The 22,939-nt window shown below is 42.2% G+C and carries 19 protein-coding genes and 1 pseudogene; 19 read left to right on the plus strand and 1 reads right to left on the minus strand.

From position 1 onward, the window contains the following. Positions 1 to 26: 26 nt before the first annotated feature. From REC12_RS09180 to REC12_RS09270, 19 genes and pseudogenes are all read left to right on the plus strand, one after another. A complete protein-coding gene (locus tag REC12_RS09180; protein ID WP_308893793.1) occupies positions 27 to 1,649 on the plus strand; it encodes a nickel ABC transporter substrate-binding protein in 1,623 nt (540 codons plus the stop codon). 80 nt (positions 1,650 to 1,729) lie between these two features. Beyond that, a complete protein-coding gene (locus REC12_RS09185) occupies positions 1,730 to 2,473 on the plus strand; it encodes a class I SAM-dependent methyltransferase (RefSeq protein ID WP_308893795.1) in 744 nt (247 codons plus the stop codon). Between the two features lie 141 nt (positions 2,474 to 2,614). After that, positions 2,615 to 3,358 (plus strand): class I SAM-dependent methyltransferase, encoded by a 744-nt coding sequence (locus tag REC12_RS09190; protein ID WP_308893796.1) that lies wholly within the window; start codon positions 2,615 to 2,617, stop codon positions 3,356 to 3,358. Positions 3,359 to 3,390: 32 nt separating this feature from the next. Further along, the gene (gene nikB, locus REC12_RS09195) at positions 3,391 to 4,329 is read left to right on the plus strand and encodes a nickel ABC transporter permease (protein WP_308893798.1); all 939 of its coding nucleotides are present in this window, start codon (positions 3,391 to 3,393) and stop codon (positions 4,327 to 4,329) included. A gap of 1 nt (position 4,330) precedes the next feature. Further along, on the plus strand, positions 4,331 to 5,158 hold the full coding sequence (gene nikC, locus REC12_RS09200) for a nickel transporter permease (RefSeq protein ID WP_308893799.1): 828 nt from the start codon (positions 4,331 to 4,333) through the stop codon (positions 5,156 to 5,158). Between the two features lie 21 nt (positions 5,159 to 5,179). Next, complete coding sequence (locus REC12_RS09205; RefSeq protein ID WP_308893800.1) at positions 5,180 to 5,326, plus strand: hypothetical protein; 147 nt, start codon at positions 5,180 to 5,182, stop codon at positions 5,324 to 5,326. Beyond that, entirely contained in the window at positions 5,302 to 6,723 is a 1,422-nt protein-coding gene (locus REC12_RS09210) for an ABC transporter substrate-binding protein (protein ID WP_308893801.1), read from the plus strand. Before REC12_RS09205 ends, REC12_RS09210 begins: the two co-directional genes overlap by 25 nt. Positions 6,724 to 6,727: 4 nt before the next feature. Beyond that, entirely contained in the window at positions 6,728 to 7,519 is a 792-nt protein-coding gene (locus REC12_RS09215) for an ABC transporter ATP-binding protein (protein ID WP_308893802.1), read from the plus strand. After that, entirely contained in the window at positions 7,512 to 8,471 is a 960-nt protein-coding gene (locus REC12_RS09220; RefSeq protein ID WP_308893803.1) for an ABC transporter ATP-binding protein, read from the plus strand. Before REC12_RS09215 ends, REC12_RS09220 begins: the two co-directional genes overlap by 8 nt. Positions 8,472 to 8,815: 344 nt before the next feature. Beyond that, positions 8,816 to 10,048: pseudogene (locus REC12_RS09225) on the plus strand (acetate/propionate family kinase). Continuing rightward, positions 10,038 to 10,217 (plus strand): hypothetical protein, encoded by a 180-nt coding sequence (locus REC12_RS09230; protein WP_308893805.1) that lies wholly within the window; start codon positions 10,038 to 10,040, stop codon positions 10,215 to 10,217. The pseudogene REC12_RS09225 and the gene REC12_RS09230 overlap by 11 nt, the downstream one beginning before the upstream one ends. Before the next feature lie 234 nt (positions 10,218 to 10,451). Then, the gene (locus REC12_RS09235) at positions 10,452 to 11,858 is read left to right on the plus strand and encodes a sigma-54 interaction domain-containing protein (RefSeq protein ID WP_308893806.1); all 1,407 of its coding nucleotides are present in this window, start codon (positions 10,452 to 10,454) and stop codon (positions 11,856 to 11,858) included. Between the two features lie 218 nt (positions 11,859 to 12,076). Beyond that, a complete protein-coding gene (locus tag REC12_RS09240; RefSeq protein WP_308893809.1) occupies positions 12,077 to 12,337 on the plus strand; it encodes a hypothetical protein in 261 nt (86 codons plus the stop codon). A gap of 114 nt (positions 12,338 to 12,451) precedes the next feature. Continuing rightward, a complete protein-coding gene (locus tag REC12_RS09245; RefSeq protein ID WP_308893811.1) occupies positions 12,452 to 13,114 on the plus strand; it encodes a LolA-like protein in 663 nt (220 codons plus the stop codon). A gap of 171 nt (positions 13,115 to 13,285) precedes the next feature. Then, positions 13,286 to 13,828: a hypoxanthine phosphoribosyltransferase gene (hpt, locus tag REC12_RS09250; protein ID WP_308893813.1), complete on the plus strand. Its 543-nt coding sequence runs from the start codon at positions 13,286 to 13,288 to the stop codon at positions 13,826 to 13,828. 23 nt (positions 13,829 to 13,851) lie between these two features. Next, the gene (guaA, locus tag REC12_RS09255; protein WP_308893815.1) at positions 13,852 to 15,384 is read left to right on the plus strand and encodes a glutamine-hydrolyzing GMP synthase; all 1,533 of its coding nucleotides are present in this window, start codon (positions 13,852 to 13,854) and stop codon (positions 15,382 to 15,384) included. A 325-nt stretch (positions 15,385 to 15,709) separates the two neighbouring features. Beyond that, on the plus strand, positions 15,710 to 17,089 hold the full coding sequence (locus REC12_RS09260) for an ATP-binding protein (RefSeq protein ID WP_308893817.1): 1,380 nt from the start codon (positions 15,710 to 15,712) through the stop codon (positions 17,087 to 17,089). Between the two features lie 88 nt (positions 17,090 to 17,177). Further along, positions 17,178 to 21,521 (plus strand): non-ribosomal peptide synthetase family protein, encoded by a 4,344-nt coding sequence (locus REC12_RS09265; RefSeq protein ID WP_308893819.1) that lies wholly within the window; start codon positions 17,178 to 17,180, stop codon positions 21,519 to 21,521. A gap of 161 nt (positions 21,522 to 21,682) precedes the next feature. Beyond that, positions 21,683 to 22,507 carry a magnesium transporter CorA family protein gene (locus tag REC12_RS09270; protein WP_308893820.1) on the plus strand — a complete coding sequence of 275 codons (825 nt, stop codon included), beginning with the start codon at positions 21,683 to 21,685 and terminating at the stop codon, positions 22,505 to 22,507. A 111-nt stretch (positions 22,508 to 22,618) separates the two neighbouring features. Here the strand turns inward: REC12_RS09270 and REC12_RS09275 are convergent, their stop codons facing one another. Next, positions 22,619 to 22,777: a hypothetical protein gene (locus REC12_RS09275; protein ID WP_308893821.1), complete on the minus strand. Its 159-nt coding sequence runs from the start codon at positions 22,775 to 22,777 to the stop codon at positions 22,619 to 22,621. Positions 22,778 to 22,939: the final 162 nt, after the last annotated feature.

Genomic DNA, 22,939 nt, shown 5'->3' on the forward strand with positions numbered 1-22,939 from the left:
ATTCATAATTAAGCGGAGGGAAGAACATGAGAAAAAAATCCTTAATAACTTTGATAATGTTTTTGTTATCTGCCTGCTTGCTTTTTACCGGCTGCGATCAAAATACGACAGCGTCAAGTAAGGCGGAAGAAACGAAAGCCAAGAATGTCGTTGTGGCGATCTATCGTGACGGAGCCATGGGGGAATTGGACGCGGCGACCTATAACGGGCCGCACTTCTTGTACAAGATGATTTATGAGGGTTTTGTCGAAGACGGCGGAGGCGGCAAGATCCTTCCCCAACTGGCCACAAGCTGGGACATTTCGCCGGATGGAAAGACCTATACTTTCAAACTTCGGCACGGAGTAAAATTCTCCGACGGAACAGATTTTAACGCGGAGGCCGTTATTTTCAACCTGAAAAGATGGGTTAATGACGACCGCCATTCAATCTTGACAGCCTATAAAGTGCAGAGTATGGAAGCAGTTGACGACTATACCGTAAAAATTGTCTTTCAAAGCGGGGCGTATCCTATTTTGACGGAACTGACCTATCCCCGTCCTGTGCGTTTTTTAAGCCCTTCCTCTATCAAAGCGGTTCCCGGAGATCCTAAGGGCAAATTCACAAAGCCTGTCGGCACAGGTCCCTGGATGCTGGAATCCTATAAAAAAGACCAGGAATTTACCCTTATCCCCAATCCCTATTACTGGGGTGAAAAACCAAAGGTGGACAGAATAACCTTTAAGGTTATAACAGACGGACAAGCCAGAGTCTTAGCTCTGCAAAGCGGTGAGGTAGACATTTTGGGCGGCGACCTGATAGGAAAAATACCTATGGAAAGTCTCCAGGAGCTTAAGGATTCCGGTAAATTTGGCATCTACACCAAAGGAACTATGTGCTCGCATTTTATTGCTTTTAATCAAAAGGTGGAAGCATTTCAAGATAAAAATGTTCGTTTGGCTATGAACTATGCCATCGACAAAAAAAGCATTGCCACGAAGCTTTTCGATAACCTTGGCTTGGAAGCCAAGGGTTTGTATCAAAAAGGTGTTCCTTATACGACGGATGAAAACAATTACGGCTTTGCCAATGATCGGGAAAAAGCCAAACAATTGCTCGATGCCGCTGGATATAAAGATACGAACGGTGATGGTATCCGCGATAAAAATGGCAAAAACCTGGAGTTTAACTTTGTCTTGTCAACGGAGGAATTTCCTGAATGGAAGTCCCTGGCGGAATTCGTTCAATCGGAATTTTCGGCAGTGGGCATTAAAGTAAATCTGAATATTTTGGATAAAAACGGCTACGAGGATGCCACAACGAATACCAAAGCCTTCGACCTGGCTCTGATGAGAACATCTTCCGACTCTTGGGTGCCGCATGGTTCACTGCTGGAGCTTTTCTCCATCCGTCCCACCAGCAAAGCTGCAGTGGCCTGGTATGACGAAGGCTTGTATAACAACATCGTAAAAACTTTAAATACTGTCGATGAAAAAGAAAGGCAAAAGAATTACGATCAGGTATTTAAATTTATCAGTGACGAAGCCCTGACTATTCCGATTTACTATCCCATCACTTCTTTCGCTGTCAATACCGATAAAATCAAAGGATTTGAGATCGGAGTCAATAACTATGCGCCAATCGAATGGCAGAAGCTTGACGTAAAATAAATACCTACTGGCAACAGCTGAGCGGTCTCTTTTGGCGGCCGGCTGAGCTGTTGCCAAAATTTTAAGCAGAGGTGAAGGCAATGGATCGTGAACAAAAGCTGATTAAGAATTGGACAGAGGGTTCCCACAACTACAGCAATATCGTCAAAGAAGAGTTAAACTGCTTTAAAAAGCAGGCTTGGACAAAGATCATCCTGGAAAACGCAGGAGAAACTACAAAAAAGGATGTTTTGGATGTCGGCACCGGTCCGGGTTTTTTTGCCATCATCATGGCTCAGGCGGGGAATAGGGTGACGGCCATTGATTGTACCGAGGCTATGATTAACGAGGCCAAAGCCAATGCCCAAGCCGCCGGTATAACCGCCGACTTTAGAGTATCGGATGGGCAAAATCTGGAATTTGCCGATGAGAGCTTTGACCTTATTATCAGCAGAAACGTTACCTGGACTCTAATTGATGCCTATAAAGCTTACGCTGAATGGCAAAGAGTTCTAAGACCTAATGGTAAAATTATTATTTTCGATGCTAATTGGAACAGAAGATTATTTAATGAAGAATACCAGAAAAAATATGAGGAGGATGTCAGAGAATATACGAGATTGTTTGGTGAGGAGCCGCCGGGCTATACCGCTGAAATGATTGAATACCGGAAAAGTATGCCTATGTGCCAGAGGATTAGGCCGCAGTGGGATTTTAATGCCCTAGTAGAACTCGGCTACAGAAAAATTTACTATGAAACGGATATCGGAGACAAGGTTTATGACGAAAAGCAGAGGGTTATCCACCGCTCCACTCCGATGTTTATGCTGGTTATCGAAAAGTAGCCAAATATGTTTGATTAGCAGGAGCGTTTCAGTGATAAATTTAGATTTAGGAATAGAAAATTTGGCTGCTGAAAATATTGGCGAATTGAGCGTGGTCAAAGGCAAGTGGTGCGATTTTAATACAATGAAGGGGGATAAATTATGCTGGAAAAACAGATTGAAAAGTATTGGAATAAACGGGCTGACGGTTATAACGAAGCTGTTCAAGAGGAAATGGCCTGTCAGAAAAAACAAGCCTGGGAGTCGTTGTTGCTTAAATATATCGGGCAAGGAGAGAATCTGCAGGTTTTAGATGTGGGAACCGGACCAGGTTTCTTTGCTATTGTTTTAGCAGGCCTGAATTATTCGGTGACTGCAGTAGATAAATGCCAGGATATGTTGGCTCAAGCTGGTAAAAACGCTGAGGCTGGAGAAAATATTCGCTTTCTTAAAGCGGATGCTCATGCTATTGATCTGCCGAATGAGAGCTTTGATGCGATTGTATCAAGAAATGTCACTTGGCTGATGCCCAACCCTTTAGAAGTATATCGGGAATGGTATAGGCTTTTAAAACCGTCAGGAAAGGTGTTGGTGTTTGACGCTAATTGGTATTTGCACTTGAGCAATCCGGAATTTAAAATTCTGAGTGATAAATACCGGCGGCTTGCTCTAGAAAAGGGTTATCAGGATACGATTACACCAGAGCAAAAGGAAGAAAGCGATGCCATCGCCCGGAAGCTGCCATTGACGTACGAGATGCGTCCGTCTTGGGATCAATACGCCTTTCGCAGTTGCGGCTTTCAACAGATAGAAGTTGAAGAAAACATAAGTCCTTTAGTTCATGATGAAATAGAACAAATCTTATATTACCCGACACCTATGTTTGCAATTTGTGCTACGAAATAGTAAAGACAGCAACGGAGGGAGCAGGAAACAAGTTGCGAAGGTATATCTTGAAAAGGCTGCTGCAGTTGATTCCGGTTCTATTGGGAATTTCATTTTTAACATTTACCTTAACCTATCTTTCTCCGGGTGACCCGGCTGAGCTCATGCTTAATGCAACAGGAGTGACGCCGACTCCCCAGCTTGTCGAAAAAGTGAGAGAAGGAATGGGACTGAACAAACCGTTCTTAACGCGCTATGGGGAATGGTTAACGGAGGCGGCCCGAGGTGACTTCGGCGTCTCTTATCAATATAATAGGCCTGTTTCCGATGTAATACTGGCAAGAATGCCGGCGACGCTTGAGCTTGCCGGGACGTCAATGCTGTTGATGATGGCCATCGCACTGCCTTTGGGTATTATTTCGGCGCTTTATAGGAATAGGGTTTTAGATTATATCATTAGAATGCTGTCCTTTGGAGGAATATCTGTGCCGGGCTTTGGCTTGGGTTTGGGATTGATGTATATTTTTTCCGTTAAACTTAAGCTATTGCCAATTATGGGGAAATCAGACGGGACGAGTCTGATTTTGCCAACGGTTACTTTGGCGATGGCAATGGCCTCAAAATATATAAGACAACTTAGAGTCGCTATACTCGAAGAGATGGGTGAGGACTATGTCGTTGGGGCTAGAGCCAGAGGTCTTAAAGATCAAGTGATATTATTAAAGCACATCCTTCAGAAATCATTGCTGCCAATTGTCACTTTATTAGGGTTATCTGTAGGTTCATTATTGGGAGGGGCCGCTATTGTTGAGACTATTTTTGTTTGGCCAGGCGTGGGTAAATTGGCTGTCGATGCCATATTCAGCAGAGACTATCCTCTGATTCAGGGTTACGTTGTTTGGATGGCGATCATTTATGTAGTGGTCAATTTGGTGGTGGATATTTCCTATTATTTTTTAGATCCCCGCATCCATTTGGGAAAAGAGGGATGAGGTGGAGATTAAATTATTCTGTATTAAAAATAAATCATTTGTTTTTTTAATGGTTTTAGCTCTGACGTTAGTTGCTGTCAGTTTGTTAGCACCCTATTTAGCTCCTAATGATCCTTTGAAAAGCAATCTGACCCACACACTGCAAGGGCGCAGCGCTCAGTTTCCCCTTGGAACAGACCAACTGGGCAGATGTCTGCTTTCCAGATTATTATATGGCGCAAGGACATCGATAAAATTGACCTTTTGCCTGGTTGCTATTATTTTCACAGTTGGAACGGTAATCGGTACGATGGCTGGGTATATAGGAAACAGGGTTGATACCCTCATCATGAGAATATCAGACGTATTTCTCGCCTTTCCAGGTCTGGTTTTTGCGATTGCCATTGCCGGAGTGCTTGGAGCCAGCTTGATGAATGTTGTTATTGCTTTAGCCGCAGTAAGCTGGCCTAAATATACGCGGGTAAGTCGAGGCTTAGTAATGGTAGACAAAGAAAAAGAATATGTTCTAGCTGCTAAATTGGGAGGAGCTAAACAGTATCAAATCATTTTAAAATATATTCTGCCCAATATCATCCCAGCGCTTATTGTCATGGCGGCGATGGACATAGGGGTAATGATGCTCGAAATTTCAGCTCTTTCATTTTTAGGCCTTGGCGCTCAGCCTCCAACTCCCGAGTGGGGTTATATGCTCAGCGAAGGCAGGAACAATATGCAGACAGATCCCGGGTTGATGATCTACCCCGGTGCGGCAATATTTATTACGGTTGTGATCTTTAATTTACTGAGCGATGGCCTGAGAGATATATTAGACCCAAACAAAGTATATTAAAAACTACGTGGAGGGTATGAAATGAAAAAGAAGATTGCATTTTTACTTGTCCTGATATTATTGTGTACAAGCCTCGCAGGATGCGGCAATAGTAACTCAGGTGCTAAAACTGCCGGTGGAGAACCTAAAGCATCGTCTTTGGCTTGGGACAGTTTCCGACGAATTTAGACCCGGCACTGGAATTTAATGGCTGGTATGTTTTTGAGTTTGGTGTTGGCGAAACCTTAGTAAAATTCACAGATACCATGCAAATAGAACCGCTGTTGGCGGATTCATGGAATAGACTCGATGATTTAACATGGAAATTTCACATCCGGCAAGGGGTTAAATTTCAAGATGGCGTAGACCTCACGGCCGAAGCTGTTAAATCATCGATCGAACGGTCGTTAAAACTGAATCCCAGAACAGCGGAAATATTGCCAATCGCTTCAATGACAGCCAATGGGCAGGATTTGACGCTAACTACAAAAACTCCTTATGAAGAATTACTTGGCAACCTTGCCGATCCTCTTGCTATCATTGTGGACACCACAGCGAAGACTGACACTTTTGCCCAAGCTCCGATAGGAACAGGTCCGTTTAAAGTTCAATCTTATTCGGAAAATAAACAAGTAGTCGTAGAGAAAAACGAGGACTATTGGGGCGGAAAAGCTCTTATCGATGTAGCGACCTTTAAATACATTAAAGATAATAATACTCGTTCAATGGCCTTGCAGAATGGAGAAATTGATGTTGCCAACAATATTTCAAGCAGCAATATATCTCTTTATGAAGGCAATTCGAATTATAATGTGGACAAAATTCCTAGCCTTCGGATTATAATGGCCTATGAAAATTTGAGTAATGAGTTTTTAAAAGATCCGGCGGTACGCAAGGCTATCGCCTTAGGCGTTGACAGAGAAACCTATGCCCAAACTCTCTTGAAAGGCACCGCTGTCGCCGCAGTCGGCCCCTTCCCGGCATCTTTGCCCTTCGGAGCAAAAAAGTTGACAGGATATTCCTATGATAAAGCAGCCGCAGTTAAGCTGCTGGCCGATGCGGGCTATGCAGACACAGACAAGGACGGAATATTAGAGAAAAATGGCCAAAAACTAGAATTGAGATTGGCAGTTTATACAACTCGGGCAGAGCTTCCGGTTCTTGGAGAAGCGATTCAGTCTCAACTTAAAGATATTGGGATCAGCATTAAGCTGGAAACCTATGAATCTGTGGCCACAGTTCTGAAAAACAAAAATTTCGATCTCTGCCTTTATAATGTTAATACAGCGACGACAGGGGATCCCCAGTCTTTCTTAACGCTGTATTTTAAAACAGGCGGAAGCGCAAATTATGGCGGATATAGTAACCAGGAAGTTGATGCTTTGCTTAAAAAGCTCGGCTCGGAACACAACACTCAGGTAAGGTATGACCTGGCGACCCAAGCGCAGCAAATTATCTTGAATGACAATGCGGATCTCTTCCTTGTTACTCCGTCGCTCAATCTAATTAGCAAGAAAACAGTGAGTGGCCTAAAAATGTACCCTGTTGAGTACTATTTACTCAATAATAGGGTGAACCTGGAATGATGCCATGGAAATTCTATTATTAAACAACGTGTCAATAGCCTATGGTGGACAGGGACCCGTCGTGCGAAAAGTGAATTTAGCAGTCAAGCCTAAGGAAATAATAGGAATAGTGGGAGAAAGCGGCAGTGGAAAGTCGACGCTTATTCGTGCCGTTTTGGGCTTGCTTCCTCTTGGAGGAATGGTTACTGGCGGGAAGATAATTTTTAAAGGCAGAAATCTCTTGGAATATTCCAGGAAAGAATGGAGAGCACTACGTGGTAATAAAATAGCCATGATTTTTCAGGATCCTGGCGGATCGCTTAATCCTGTCAGAAAAATAGGAAGTCAGTTTATCGAAAGTATCCAGTGTCATCTGGACAGTTCAAAAGCTGAGGCCTATGAAAAAGCTATCGATATGCTGGGGAAAATGCGCTTGCCCGATGCAGCAAGGGTCATGAATTCCTATACATTTCAATTGAGCGGTGGTATGAAACAAAGAGTAGCCATTGCCATGGCGATGACTATGGAGCCGGAGCTTATTTTAGCTGATGAGCCTACGAGTGCTCTCGATGTTACTATTCAGGCTCAGGTCGTAAGAGAAATGATGGAATTGAGAAATCGGTTTAAGACAAGTATTATTATAGTTACCCATAATATAGGTGTAGCAGCCTATATGGCCGATAACATTGGAGTAATGCGGCGAGGTGAATTAGTGGAATGGGGTACGAAATCTCAGGTGATTAATCATCCTCAGCATGAATATACTGCAAATTTGATATCTGCCATACCTGAGTTGGGAGGATGCCGTCTTGTTTAAAGCTCCACTACCAATACTGGAAATAAGAAATATTACCAAGCAGTTTGCTTTGGCAGGCGGCAAAAAACTAACCGCGGTTGATAGGGTGAGTTTAGAGTTATATTCTGGGCAAAGCTTAGGCATAGTTGGAGAAAGCGGTTGTGGTAAGAGTACTTTAGCAAAGATTATCGTGCGTTTGGATAGCGTGACCACGGGTCATATCTTTTATGAAAATAGAGACATTACCCAGTTGAAGGGTGAAGAACTCCGACAAAATAGAAAAATGATGCAGATGATATTTCAGAATCCATCTGCATCGTTCAATCCTCGTATGAAGATTGGGGACACGGTATGCGAGCCACTCTTAAACTTCAGGCTTATGAATAAACGCCAGGCTATGGAGGAAGCAAAAAAGTTGCTTGAGATGGTTGGTCTTGCGGAGGACTTTATCGGCAGGTACCCGCATCAGCTAAGCGGGGGACAAAAGCAAAGAGCGGCAATAGCCAGGGCTCTATCCTTAAAGCCTAGGATTCTGGTTTGTGATGAAGTTACCTCAGAACTCGATGTTTCAATACAGGCCCAGGTGATCCGGCTCTTGGTGGATTTCCAAAAGGAAAAGGGTTTGTCTTATATTTTTATTGGACATGATTTGGCGTTGATTAGAAACATTAGCCATAGAATCGCCGTCATGTATCTCGGTAGGATTGTCGAAGTCATTGACAGTGCGGTACTTTGTGAAAAGGTGGCTCATCCTTACACTAAGGCATTACTGGCCTCAGTATTTCCGGTCAGGGGAGAAATTAATACTGAAATTAAAATAATAGAGGGAGAGCCGCCGAGTCCTGTCGCGCTATCTGGTGGATGTGCTTTTAACTCTAGGTGCCCCCTAGGTACAGAGAAATGTTCAAGAGAAAATCCTGAACTAATCAAGGTAGAGGCCAATCATTTCGTAGCTTGTCATTTGTGTGCTTGAAAAACTTGTCAGCAGATTAACCAGGAAAAAGTCGTTGTAAAACGACAGTGTCGTTCTGCAACGACAGTAGGATGGATATCCTTGATCTAAAGGGGGAAAGAGTCGGAGAGAGGTTTGTCGAGCGTTTCTCAATTAGGACACCGCTTCTCCGGCTTTGGATCTCTTTTCTAACCCAAACTCATGACCGAGAGGATAGGAGTGCCTTTAATAGGCACTTTTTTTGATATATTACTTTGTCTAAGCTATTGAATGATAATTGGCAACATTCTTGCTATTTTGTGTTTACAAAGTAACCCCGCTAAATCTTAGAAGCGGAAAAGGGATGTTTGTGAGGAGGATTAGTCATGAAGGTGCTGGTTATCAACTGTGGTAGTTCATCTCTCAAGTACCAATTGCTTGACATGACGAACAAAAGTGTTTTAGCTCAAGGTTTGATCGAAAGAATCGGTTTATCGGGTTCTAAATTAACTCATAAACGGGGTGATTTGCAAAAGGTTATTTTAGGGGAGCTGTCCAGCCATACCCAGGCTGTTGCCCTGGTTTTAGAAACCTTAACGAATCCTAAATATGGGGCAGTCAACAATCTTCAGGAAATTAGCGCCATCGGACACCGGGTGGTCCACGGCGGGGAAAAATATGCTGCTTCTGTTTTAATCGATGATGCTGTGATTCAGGCCATTGATAAATGCTCGGAGCTGGCTCCCCTGCACACCCCCAAAAATATTGCCGGGATTAAAGCCTGCAAAAAGATTATGACCGGGGTACCTCAAGTAGCGGTTTTTGACACTGCCTTTCATCAAACTATGCCGCCGAAAGCCTTTCTCTACGGTTTACCTTATGAATTGTATGAGAAATATAAAATCCGCAAATACGGTTTTCATGGCACCTCTCACAAATATGTCAGTATCCTGGCGGCATAAATGCTGGGAAAACCCTTGTCCGAAAGCAAAATTATTACTTGTCATTTAGGTAACGGCTCCTCAATTGCTGCCATAAAGGGCGGCAAATCGGTGGAAACGTCTATGGGTTTTACGCCCCTGGAGGGCCTATTGATGGGGACCAGATCGGGGAACTTAGATCCTGCCGTAGTGACCTTCATTATGGAAAAAGAAAAACTGAGCGTTGATCAAATCAATGATTATCTCAATCAAAAAAGTGGTGTTTTAGGCATTTCCGGCGTGAGCAGCGATTTTCGCGATATTGAAGCCGCAGCCTCACAAGGCAATTCACGGGCCCAACTGGCCCTCGACATGTTTGCCTATGTTGTTAAACATTATATTGGTGCTTATGCAACGGTCCTGAACGGTGCGGACGCTATTGTATTTACGGCAGGTCTTGGTGAAAACTCGGCCTCGATGCGCGAAGTGATCATCCGTGACTTAAATTATTTGGGTGCGGAAATAGATCCGGAAAAAAACAAGGTGCACGGCCAACAGGCAGATGTCTCGAAGGACGGGGCAGCCTGTCGTGTTCTGGTTATTCCCACCAATGAAGAGTTGATGATTGCTCAGGAAACGATGGCTATTGTTTCCTGTAGTTTTACTTTAAGCAAAGGGGGGGATTTTTGTGCCTCATAAGGAAAAAAGCATGATTCTGGTAGGCGATCTCGTCATTACCCACAACAACCGCCAGGGCAGGGTAATGCGTCTGGGCCGGGATGATTTTGGCGATTACGTTATCGTCAAACTTGACCTGCTTGAATGGGAGTTCGCCTATGATCCCTGGAATTTGGAAAAGGTAGGATAAGTCATTCGCCTGTTAAGGTCGCGGATTTTTAATTGCCGGGCGGAAAAATTCCTGGGCCGGCACATTTATGCCCTGGTACCGAACTCCGCCTTATTCGCCGTAGCCCAAAGCGGTGTTGCTCTTCTGGCCGATAAAGAAAAGCTTGGCGACAAAATTTTAATCAGCAACCGGACCCCTATCATTTGGAAAGAAGCGATTATCGGCGCGGTATCGGTGTTTCAGGATATTACAGAATTGGAAAATGTCTGCGAAGAGCTGCATTCCACTCAAAAACTAAAGGCGACCTTAGAAGCAGTCATAGAGAATCCCCACGAAGGGCTGGTTGTTGTCGATGAACACTGCCATGTTGTCATGATGAATCAGTTTTACTTGGATGTCGTCGGGCGAAGTCTGGAGGAGGTTATTGGCAAACATGTCTTGGAGATAACGCCTGGTTCCCAGTTGCCTGAGACTGTGCGGACAGGCAATCCGCAGTTTGCAGAGCTTTGGAAAGTCCGCGAGCGGGAATTCATCATGATGCGGGTGCCTATCAGGAATAACGGCAGGATCATTGGCGCTATCGGTAAAACCCTGTTTAAAGATATGGAGGTTGCCAGGGTTTTCACAAAGAAGATGATTCAGTTAGAGAATGACTTAGAATATTATAAAGAAGAGTTAAGGAAAATCCACGTTTCCAACTATACCTTTGAGGATATTATTGGTGTGAGCGCGGCTATAGCCAAAGCTAAAAAGATAGCGGCCCGGGCCGCCCAATCGTCGTCGACAGTTTTGATCAGCGGTGAAAGTGGCACGGGTAAGGAAATCTTCGCTAATGCTATTCATAATTCAGGACCACGCTGCCAAGGGCCGTTTATCAAGATCAACTGTGCTGCAGTTCCGGAGCAATTGCTGGAAAGTGAGCTTTTCGGCTACAATGAAGGCGCTTTTACCGGAGCACGCAAAGGGGGTAAGCCGGGTAAATTTGAGTTAGCCAATAGAGGTACGATCTTTCTTGACGAAGCCGGCGATATGAGCCTCAGCATGCAGGCTAAGCTCTTAAGAGTTATTCAGGACCGGGAGGTGGAACGGATAGGGGGAACTCAACCTATTAGGGTTGACGTTCGCATTATTGCCGCTTCCAATCGGGATTTACAGCAATTGGTCAAGGAAAATAAATTCAGATTGGATCTTTTTTACAGAATTAATGTCATATCTCTTGAACTGCCTCCGCTTCGAGAACGGTCCGATGATATTGAGCCTTTAGCGAATCAGTTAATTTCCAAACTCAACAGAGATTTGAAGACGCAGATTAAAGGCATTTCCCCTCAGGCCCTGGAGGTTCTGAAATCTTACAATTGGCCGGGAAATGTCAGGGAGTTGGGAAATATTCTGGAGCGGATCATTAATTTTTGCACGGATGACTATATTGATTTGGAACATCTTCCGGCGCAGTTGGTCCGGGAGGCAGGGCTGCAGAACGCTGTCGACGGACCGCATACTCTTCGCCAAGGATTAATTAAAGCGGAAAAAAATCTTATTTTTGACGCCCTGCATGCTGCTAAAGGCAACAAAATGCAGGCTGCCCGGGCTTTGGGGATTCACCGGTCCGTTTTGTACCGGAAATTAGCCCAATACAATCTTCCGGAATACGAGTACGACTAAATCTAATCTGAAAGATCACTATTGCCGGAGGAGGCGCATGTTCTTTAGTGATTGGCAGGCTTGGCCATTAAATTTTTCTTTAACGATCTGTTCTTTTCTTAAATAAAACGTGGCTTTTGGCTTATATAAAATTAGGACGTTCGGACATTACGAAAAGGACGAATATTAGATATTCTTCGCAAGAGAGCCCTAAAGAGAAGGAAAAAAGGAGAATTGTGATGGAATCCTTAACAATTGAGTATTTAAGTAATACCTTTGAGCGTGCGAAAGAGCTTGATTACCGATTCGTGGGAGTCCTGGTGGAAAAGGAAGGTTTTGACAAGCCGGAAATAATTATAAATCAAGTGGAAAATTTTGATAGTATGCTTGCCTGTTATGAAAAGACCTACAATGAAAACCTGTTTGCAGAAGGTGAAAGAATCTCAGCAGTTACTTTTGGCAATTCTTTTAGTGAAATAGAAAAGTATTTATTAGGGTAAACTTCATAGCTAGGCATCAAACGTCTTGAAATAAGGACGTTTTCTTTATGTCTAGGAATAGAGCAAGCCGAAGTGACATAATAGTAGGTAAGAACTCCGCCAGGGGGGCATGTTATGAAGAAAAGGGGATTATGGGTTATCATCGGAATAAGCATCGTATTGTTGGGGGGAATCGTTGGCTGGCTTTTTAAGCCTCCAGACCCCACTAAGCTTGTTACGAACAGCTTAGAACGATTGAATGCGGCGACCTCTTTTCACTATAGTTTGACTCAATATCAATGGGTTGAAGGGAAGAATCGGATACTTGCCCAGGTGCAGGGAGAAAAGGATGGAGGAAACGCCCGGATTGTGGGAGAGCTGACCGGAAGTGAGGTTGAGTTGGTCAAAATCGGTGATTCTACCTTCAGCAAAGATCCTTTCAGTAAAAAGTGGGTCAAATTTGCCAATGGCAAAGCGGCTCAGGAAGTCTTTCTGGCGGAGCTCAGCCCCTTATCTTCACTACAAATGAAGGAGCTTGGAGAGGTGGTGCTTAGCGGGCAGGGTAAAGTAAATAATGAAAGAGTTTGGATATGCCAGTTAAAACCTGTGGTACAAAACCAAATGATGGAAGCATTTTGGACCGATTTCCAGTATACGCTCTATATCCGAAAGTCGGATAAGACTCTGGTGAAAGCGACCATTGAAGCGAAAAATAAAGCGAAGTCCGATCCTATGACAATGACACTTGAGTTTCGGGATATTGGAAAGAAGATAACGATACAAACACCCACAATATAGGAAAGAAAGGTTAAAAGGTTACAGATCCGGACTAGAGTCAGGAATACCTTGATGGTCATTCCTGACTTATTATTTTATATTTGCACAATGGGCAAGGCTCTGGTATAGTTTCTGGTATAGTTTTTAGTTTGGAAAAAGTCTTTGTTGAATACTTATATGGAGGGGCCCATAATGGAGGAATATATCGGAAAAGTGTTAATTTCTAAAGAAGAACTGGCAAAACGAGTTGCTGAGTTGGGTGCTGAGATCACTCGTGATTATGAAGGCAAGAAGCTTTTAGTTTTGGGGATTCTGAAGGGAGCTGTTCCCTTTATGGCGGATCTCATCCGGGAAATCAAATTGCCTTTGGCCTATGATTTCATGGCGTTATCCAGTTATGGCATGTCTACCAAATCTTCGGGAGTTGTGCGGATTCTTAAGGACTTGGAACGCAGTGTCGATGACGTTCACATTTTAGTGGCTGAAGATATCGTCGACACGGGGTTAACCTTAAAGTACTTAAAAGAGAATTTAAAAGCCCGTAATCCTTTAAGTGTTAAAGTGGTTACGCTTCTTGATAAAGCGGCACGTCGCCAAACGGATGTTTCCCCGGATTACAATGGTTTTTCCATTCCGGATGAATTTGTAGTTGGTTACGGTTTAGACTTTAATGAAGAATACCGCAATTTACCCTATGTCGGAGTTTTAAAACAGGAAGCTTATGAAGTCAATTAATAAAGAAATGGTGATGAACTAGCGTGACAAAGGAAGTCGTTTTAGTTTTAGATTTTGGCGGACAATACAATCAGCTGATTGCCCGCCGGGTACGCGAAGCCCATGTATATTCGGAAATGGTCTCTTATAAAACTCCGGTTGAGGAGATCAAAGCACGACAGCCCAAGGGGATCATCTTCTCGGGAGGGCCGGCCAGCGTTAATCAGCCCAATGCTCCTAAAGTTGACCCTGAAATTTACCGTTTGGGGATTCCGATATTAGGAATTTGCTATGGTATGCAATTAATGGCTCAGCAGCTCGGAGGCGTCGTGGAACATCCTGAAGCCAGTGAGTATGGGAAGGCAATGCTGACAGTCAATACTGCAACAGATTTATGGGAAGGTTTGGGCGGAGAACGTCCCTGCTGGATGAGTCATGGTGATTCGATTAAGATACTGCCGGAGGGGTTTGTGGTTGCTGCCCACACCGGATACACCTCTATCGCCGCTATGATGGACCGCGAGCGCCATTTTTATGGAGTTCAATTTCACCCTGAGGTTAAGCACACTCCTGACGGACAAGCTATGCTGGAAAAGTTTTTGTTTGCTGTCTGCCATTGTGCGGGGGACTGGACCATGGAGTCCTTCATCGAGCTGCAGGTGGCCGAAATCCGCGCCAAAGTGGGAAATGGACGCGTTCTTTGTGCCTTAAGCGGCGGAGTGGATTCGTCGGTAGCCGCGGCTTTAGTTCACAAGGCTGTGGGGGACCAGTTAACCTGCGTTTTTGTTGACCATGGATTTATGCGCAAAAATGAAGCGGAACAGGTCAGAAAAGTATTTACGGAGCAGTTTCACCTGAATTTGGTGTTTGTCGATGCCCGGGAGCGATTTATGCAGAAGCTCGAAGGGGTATTCGAGCCCGAGGTTAAACGAAAAACCATAGGCAATGAGTTTATTCGGGTCTTTGAAGCAGAGGCTGCCAAACTCGGTCAAGTTGACTATCTGGTACAGGGAACTCTCTATCCGGATATTGTCGAAAGCGGTACGGAAACTGCGGAAACGATAAAGAGCCACCATAATGTCGGAGGCCTGCCGGAAGACATGAAGTTTCAATTGGTTGAACCCCTGCGCATGCTTTTTAAAGATGAAGTAAGGGAGCTGGGCACGGAACTCGGAATGAGCGAAGAAATTGTCTGGCGCCAACCCTTCCCCGGCCCCGGCCTGGCTATTCGTATTCTCGGTGAAATAACCCCTGAGAAACTGGATATTCTGCGGGAGGCCGATGCTATTATCCTTGAGGAAATCCGGCGCTCGGGACTGTATCGGGAGCTGTGGCAAAGCTTTGCTGTCCTTCCCTCCATCAAAAGTGTTGGCGTAATGGGGGATGGCCGAACCTATGAGTATCCGATTATCCTCAGAGCAGTCACCAGTGAAGATGCTATGACGGCGGATTGGGCCAGACTGCCCTATGACCTGCTGCAAAACATTTCTTCACGGGTTGTCAATGAGGTCCGAGGGGTCAACCGTGTCGTTTATGATATTACTTCCAAGCCCCCCGGGACTATTGAGTGGGAGTAGGGAGAATCCGGTGTTTTCAAGGATTTGTGGGTTTTATGTAGTTAGCGGGTGGTTATGATTTTCGCTTCTTTTTAGGGCAATCATAACCGCCTTGTTTTGTTTTTATCAGCTGCTAAACCAACGAACTGTTACCTTGCTCCAAGAAAACTATTCGTATACTATTTGACAGATTTCCCCTTACTTCGCGAGAAAGTTGTGAGATTATTAGGGTATCTTAAGTTTATAGTGGTTATTTTGTTTTTTGGGAGTAATATTTAGATTGACCGTATTATAAATCCGCTTAACGAATATTGCCTATATTCCATTTTGGAAAGGAGTGCGCTCCATGGGATTCTTTCAGTTTCAACATATAACAGCGAAATACGAAAAAGACATTGAGGAGATTCTAACTTATATAAATTTTGACCGAACCAGAAAATTATCTATTATTTTGTTTTTGGCAAATATCACCTTCCTTTTTGTCGATTATATTAACAAAGCTGATGGCCTCTGGGCTAATCACAGTTATAGGTGTTTATTTTATTCTCATGTCGCTTTAGGCTTGGTTACAATCTTTTATATTATTATAGGCTACTATAGAATAAAAGCTCACTCAGCAAATGACATGGCTTTAGTTCATAAAATCTATGTCATTTTTTTTGCATCCTTTATTTTAAGCCTTGCCACTATAATATCCGGCTGGATCGACCAAAAAATTCATGGCCAAATTACGGTTTACGTTATGATATGCATTACAATAGCTGTAGTTTATAACTATAAACCAAAAATCACAGCATTTTTGTATGGATCGTGCTGGATTGCTTTTATGATTTTTTTGGGTATTAGTCAAAAGGACCCGAACATACGTCAAGGTAACTATCTGAACGCATTTTTGTTAGTTGTACTATCATATTTCTTATCCGTTATGCTTTATAAACTTAAGATACGGGATTTGATACATGAGTATCACCTAGAGAATATGGTCGCAGAGCGGACAAAGGAATTACAAACTGCTAATGATCTGCTTACGCAGGAAATCTTTGAACGCAAACGAGCTGAAGAAGAGATAATACGACTTGATCGCTTAAACTTAGTCGGTGAAATGGCTGCTAGTATTAGCCATGAAGTCAGGAATCCTATGACGACAGTAAAAGGTTTTTTGCAATTACTTAAAGACAAACAAGATCCAAAGGGTAAGGAATACTTTGACCTCATGATCGAAGAATTAGACCGTGCCAATTCTATTCTCTCAGAGTTTCTTTCCATCAGCAAAAACAAAGCGACTATGTACGAGTGGTGTAATATTAATGACATAGTCATCTCTACCTTGCCGCTTATCCATGCGGAGGCATTGAATAACGACAAATTTTTGACGGTTGAACTTAGCAAAGTACCTGATTTACAACTCGACATACAGGAAATACGTCAACTGTTACTAAATCTTGTCCGTAATGGATTTGAAGCGATGCCTAAAGGCGGACAGCTAAAAATCAGGACTTTTTCCTCTGACACTGAAGTAACCTTAGGCATATCGGACGAAGGTGACGGAATTGAACAATCTATTCTGGAAAAGTTAGGTACACCATTTTTCACAACGAAAGAACAAGGAACAGGTTTGGGATTAGCCGTATGTTATGGCATAGCTTCTCGGCATAATGGGAGGATAAGTGTTGAAACAAGTCCTAAAGGTACTACATTTTATGTATACTTTGAATTGAGTAAATAGACCTTTATGTTGCTGACGGCACTAGGCAAGGAATGAAAATAGGTTATTTTGGCTGGAAACTCACTTTTTATTGGGAGGGATTATTAAAATGCCAAACCTATTAAGTTACCCATTAACCTTTCCACAACAATCCATATGGGATATTGAAAGATTTTATAAAAACACAAGTTATGCTAATTTGGCAATGACAACGATAATTAGAGAACATGTTAAGATGGATTTTCTTGAGGATGCAACAAATCATATTATTCAACAGCATGAAGGTTTACGTTTAAGAATTAAAATTTGCGAGGGAGAACCCCGCCAATATATATCTGAGATTCGGAAACACAAATTTGATTGTTTTGATTTTAGCTATGCAAAAGGGTCAGAGGATTTTGCGGACTGGCAGGATCAGCATACGAGGAAGCCTTTTCAGCTTTTAGACGCAGACCTATTTTATATTGCTTTTGTTAGATTAAGTAATAATGAAGTTGCCTTGTATTCGAAATTTCATCACCTTATTGCTGACGCCTGGACTATCATCATAATCATTAGAGACATACTAAATACGTATAAGGATTTAGTGAATCATGGACCACTTTTGCTTGAGCAAAAATCTTCTTATTTTGATTACATTTTGAAGGACATGAAATATCGAAATTCACCAAAATATGAAGAACATAAAATCTTCTGGCAACAAATGTATAAAACTGTTCCTGAATTTATTCTTTTAAAAGAAAGAGCACCCCGGAGAGATAACCGGGCAAAGAGAAGGACGCAGAGGTTATCCCCTGATCTTACGGAAGAGATTAAATGTTTTTCAACAGAATTTGGGGTCTCGGATTTTATCATTTTACTTGCGGTATTCGCGTTATATATAGCAAAGACGACTTTTAAGTATGACCTTGTTATTGGGACACCTGTTCTAAACAGAGCCAATCATCAGGATAAAAACATTGCCGGGATGTTTGTTAGCAATATACCATTTCGCATAACCATCAATCCAAAGTGGGACTTCGCAACTTATCTTCGTGAAGTTTTTAAGGTATGGAAAATATTATTAAGAAATCAACGATACCCTTATCAGGAAATATTAAAAGACTTTCGCGAGGTACATGGTCATTCAGGGAGTTTAACGGATGTCTTTTTTTCTTACCAAAATGCCAAGTTTAAAATCGACGATCTCAACTTTGAGAGCTTTTGGCATTTCAACGGACAAGAGATTAATGCGCTATCTCTTCATGTGAGTGATTGGAAGGATGAAGGATCTTTAAAGCTCGATTACGACTATCTAATCGGAGTCTTAACAGAAACAGAAGTTGAACAAATTCACTATCATTATATAAATCTATTAAAAAATGCAATGCTTGAACCTTTCAAATTATTATCTCAACTTTCGCTGTTGACAATCCGAGAAAAAGATATTTACCTTCAGAAATTTAATCTCACTAAGCTGGAATACCCGAAGGATAAGACAATTCAACAGCTATTTGAAGAGCAGGCGGCGAAGACGCCTCAAGCAATAGCGTTGATTATCGATGACCAACGATTAACCTATAAGACTTTAAATGAGCAGGCTAATCAATTGGCAAATGTACTCAGACTAAAAGGTGTTAAACCGGATAATATTGTGGGAATCCTGGTTCACCGTTCCCTTGAACTGATGATTGGAATCTTGGGGATAATTAAAGCGGGAGGCGCTTATCTCCCGCTAGATCCCTATCATCCTATCGCGCGGATTGAAGAGGTGCTGCGCGATAGCCGAACGCAGTTGGTACTCACGTCCCAGGCTTTATGCACAGAAAAGGAAGAAGTGTGGCAACTGGGGAAAACATTGGGGCTGGAAACGATTAATCTTGATGATGCTGCGTTATATGCCGGTACAGCTTCTAACTTAGTAGCTGTTAATAAGCCGACAGATTTAGCCTATGTGATTTACACCTCGGGATCAACGGGTAAGCCGAAGGGAGTTATGATAGAACACCGCTCGGTTAACAATTTTATCCACGCTATTACTCATGAGATTCCTTTTTTGGAGCGAAAAGTTATTGTTTCGTTGACTACAGTGTCGTTCGACATCTTTGTAATGGAGACACTTCTGCCACTATCTCAGGGGTTATGTGTTATTATGGCGAATGAAAAAGAACAGCAAATTCCCCAATTGTTGTTTGACCTTATTGATAAACACAATGTTAAAATGCTTCAGGCTACACCTTCCAAAATCCAATCAATATTAAAAGACCCCTACTGTCCGGTAGGTTTAGCACGTTTATCTGAACTCTTTATTGGAGGGGAAAAGCTTTCTGAAGCGTTATTAAAGGACCTGCAAAAAGCCGCCCCTGCGGCACGGATTTATAATATGTATGGCCCCACTGAGACAACAGTGTGGTCTATGTATAAAGATGTAACTCAAGTTGCCCATGTCACTATAGGGAAAGCTCTTGCTAATACCGGGATATATATCCTGGATGCTTTGCAGGAGCTTGTTCCCATGGGAATAACCGGGGAGATTTATATCGGGGGAGAGGGATTGGCAAGAGGGTATCTTTACCGGGAGGACCTTACTAAAGAAAGGTTCGTGCCCGATCCCTTTCACGAAGGCCAGACATTATACAAAACCGGTGATCTTGGACGGTGGGCAGCAGATGGTGAGATTGAACATTTAGGCCGAAATGATGACCAGGTTAAGATTAGGGGGTTTCGGATTGAGTTACGGGAGATCGAAAAATGCCTTTTAGAGCATGAATTATTGCAGGATGTTGCTGTAGTAAGCCGTGAGGACGGAAAAAATAAAAACTATCTATGTGCCTATCTTGTGGGAAAACAGCCGTGCTCTATTTTGGATATCAGAGCGTATTTAGCACAGCGGCTACCTGATTATATGATCCCTGCGAAATTTGTTTGGCTGGACGCCATACCCCTTACGCCAAATGCTAAGGTGGATAAAAAAGCTCTTCCTGATCCAGCTCTTGTAAATAATGTATTACCTGTAAATAATGTATCAGATGTAGCGTTAATAGCTCCTCGGGATTCGCTGGAAGAAGAATTGGCTCGATTATGGTCAATAGCATTAGATGTGGAACAAGTTAGTCTGGATGATAATTTTTTTGTACTCGGAGGAGATTCCTTGGCGATCATTGAGATACTTACAGGAATTTGGTCTCGTGAATGGGATTTATCAGCCCAGGACTTCTACGACTATCCTACAATCCGCCAGCTTTCCGAAAAGGTGAGGGGGAAGATAGGCAAACAGAAAGAATCTAAGCAGCCCGTGGAAGAGTTTCCAAGCATTCATTTAGAGTACGATGACACTCCTCCGGACCCGATAGCTGTTCAGAAAGGGAATGTACTGTTAACTGGAGCAACTGGCTTTTTGGGGATACATTTGCTTTGGGAGCTCCTTAAGAGTACATCTTGCACAATATATTGCATAGTGCGAGGCGGCGAGGCGGAAACACGGCTCATGCGTTTATTAAAATTTTATTTTTCAGAATCGCTATCTGCAATTGATTATTCTCGAATACGAGTGGTAAATGGAGACATTTCACTCGAAAAATTTGGATTATCAGTTAGAGACTATGAAGCGCTGGGGGACAGGGTATCTACTGTTATTCATGCAGCCGGGATAGTTAAACACTATGGAACGTACGCAGAGTTTGAAAAAATAAATGTACGCGGAACCCAAGAAGTCATTGCCTTTTGTCTAGCCTTTAGGAGACCGATGAACCATGTTTCGACGATAAGTATTGCCGGAAATCAATTAGTCCAAGCAACGGGCAACGTGCGTTTTAGTGAAGCCGAACTGTATGTAGGCCAAAATTATCAGGACAATCCATACGTTCAGAGCAAATTTGATGCGGAAGTTTATGTTCTTAAAGCTATTAATTCAGAGCTGCTACAAGCCGCAATTTTCAGGGTGGGAATGTTATCCGGAAGATATACAGATGGCCATTTTCAGGAAAATATCCATAAAAATGCTTTCTATCAAAAGTTAAAATCACTTTTAGACTTAAAGGCCGTACCGCGTGATCAACTGCATCAGGAGCTGGAATTTACCCCTGTCGATGTCTGCGCAAAAGGGATTGTCAATATTATTAGGACAAATACAAAAACCGGACGAGTATTCCACATGTTTAACCACAAAAAAATTGAGATTAAAAAAGTGATAGATATCCTCTATTCACAGGGTATAGAGATTGAACTGCTGGATAAAGTGTCGTTTTACCAATTAGTAGAGCAGTGGCAAAAAGAGAAACATAATGATTCACTTAACGGACTTGTTTTAGACCTTACTGAGGAGCATCAAAGTCATTCAAAGTTTAAAATTGAAGTTTTAAGTAATATTACGCAAAATTTGCTAGCTCAAACAGGGTTTGAGTGGCCGGATATTACTAAAGATTATTTGAATAAAATTTTAGATTATATGAAGCGGGTTGATTTTTTGCGTTAAAAATAGCAAATAATGTTGCCAACTGGTGAATTATCCTTTTTATAGAAGGATGGTTCAGTGCTGTTATTTTAAGTAAGAATTGTATAACCTGACTTCAGTTTTTTAGATAGTCAAAATAACACGTTTTGAGATAATTTTACGAAATAAATGGGGAACTTATAATGGATATAAAAGTAATAGATTTTAATTCGTGTAATGAAATTAATAAATATCTAGAGCTGGCTTCAGCAAAAGCAGATCTGATTGGTTTTAATCAGATAAGTGCTTTAAATAGCCTTAGTGCCAGAAAAAGCTTTTGCAAACAGTTAAACGATTTGACTTGTTATGTGAGCCTTAAAGATGACCATTTCCATGTCAGACTCTTACTCGTTGATAATTGGCTTTTGCTCAACAAGAACAGCAAGTTGGATCACAAAATAGAAGATTGGAATTTAGGCCGACTAATTCACACTCCGTATGATTTGTTATGTCTCCTTGGCTTTGAATCGCTGGAAAGAATCCAAAATAAAATTGAATCGTTAGAGTCAGCCATAGATTCTTTGGAAGAAGAGGTTTTAGAAAAACCCGATAAGTCTCAGCAGATGAAAATAATTAAGCTCCATAGAAAAGCTATCAGATTAAAAAAGCAGATCAATGAGGATTTGTCAGTGTTCATTCGCACAAAACAAGATACTCCGTTATGGAATGATCTCCTAATGAGTATTCAGTCTGAGTTGGATAACGCCAGGCAACTCGTTGAGCTGATGGAAAACCTTAGAGAAGCCTATCAGGCTTCTGTGGACAATAAGTCAAATGATATCATGAAATTTCTAACTATCTTGGCTACAATTTTTTTGCCGATCAATATTTTGACAAGTTTTTTTGGCATGAACTTTGATAAGATGCCTTTAATTCATAGTCAGTATGGGATGTATGTGCTTTATGCATTAATAATCGTATTAATAGTTATAACGGTTATGGCGTTTAAACGTAAGAAATGGTTCTAATGAAACAGCCTTGCTTAAGCTCCCTAGATAAATAAAAAATAGTCCCCAAAAGCAAAAAAGCATCTAAAGGTGCCTTTTTGCTTTTAGACAATATAAGCTTGGGGACTGTATTTAATAATCTCTGAAGATATTGAAAGGAAATTCCGAATCATCATATCCCCCTTGCACTTTGTAAGAACCACAATTGTGACATTCCCAACCGCCGCCATCGAAAGTAAAATTTGTTGTCTTTCTGCACCTTCCGCAGTAAGCAGCAATTGTACGAGTCATGGTAAAGACCTCCCTGCGTAAAATCAATCTTGCAAATTACTCTAACCAGATAATCCAATAATAAACATATAAAAAGGTTAAATACTTTAATTCCAATAATTGTTTGATCTGGCGTCTTGATCTGTAATCTTAACAAAATCTTAAAGCCTTAATCACATTCTT

It is taken from the genome of Candidatus Desulfosporosinus nitrosoreducens (assembly GCF_030954495.1).
GTDB lineage: Bacteria > Bacillota > Desulfitobacteriia > Desulfitobacteriales > Desulfitobacteriaceae > Desulfosporosinus > Desulfosporosinus nitrosoreducens.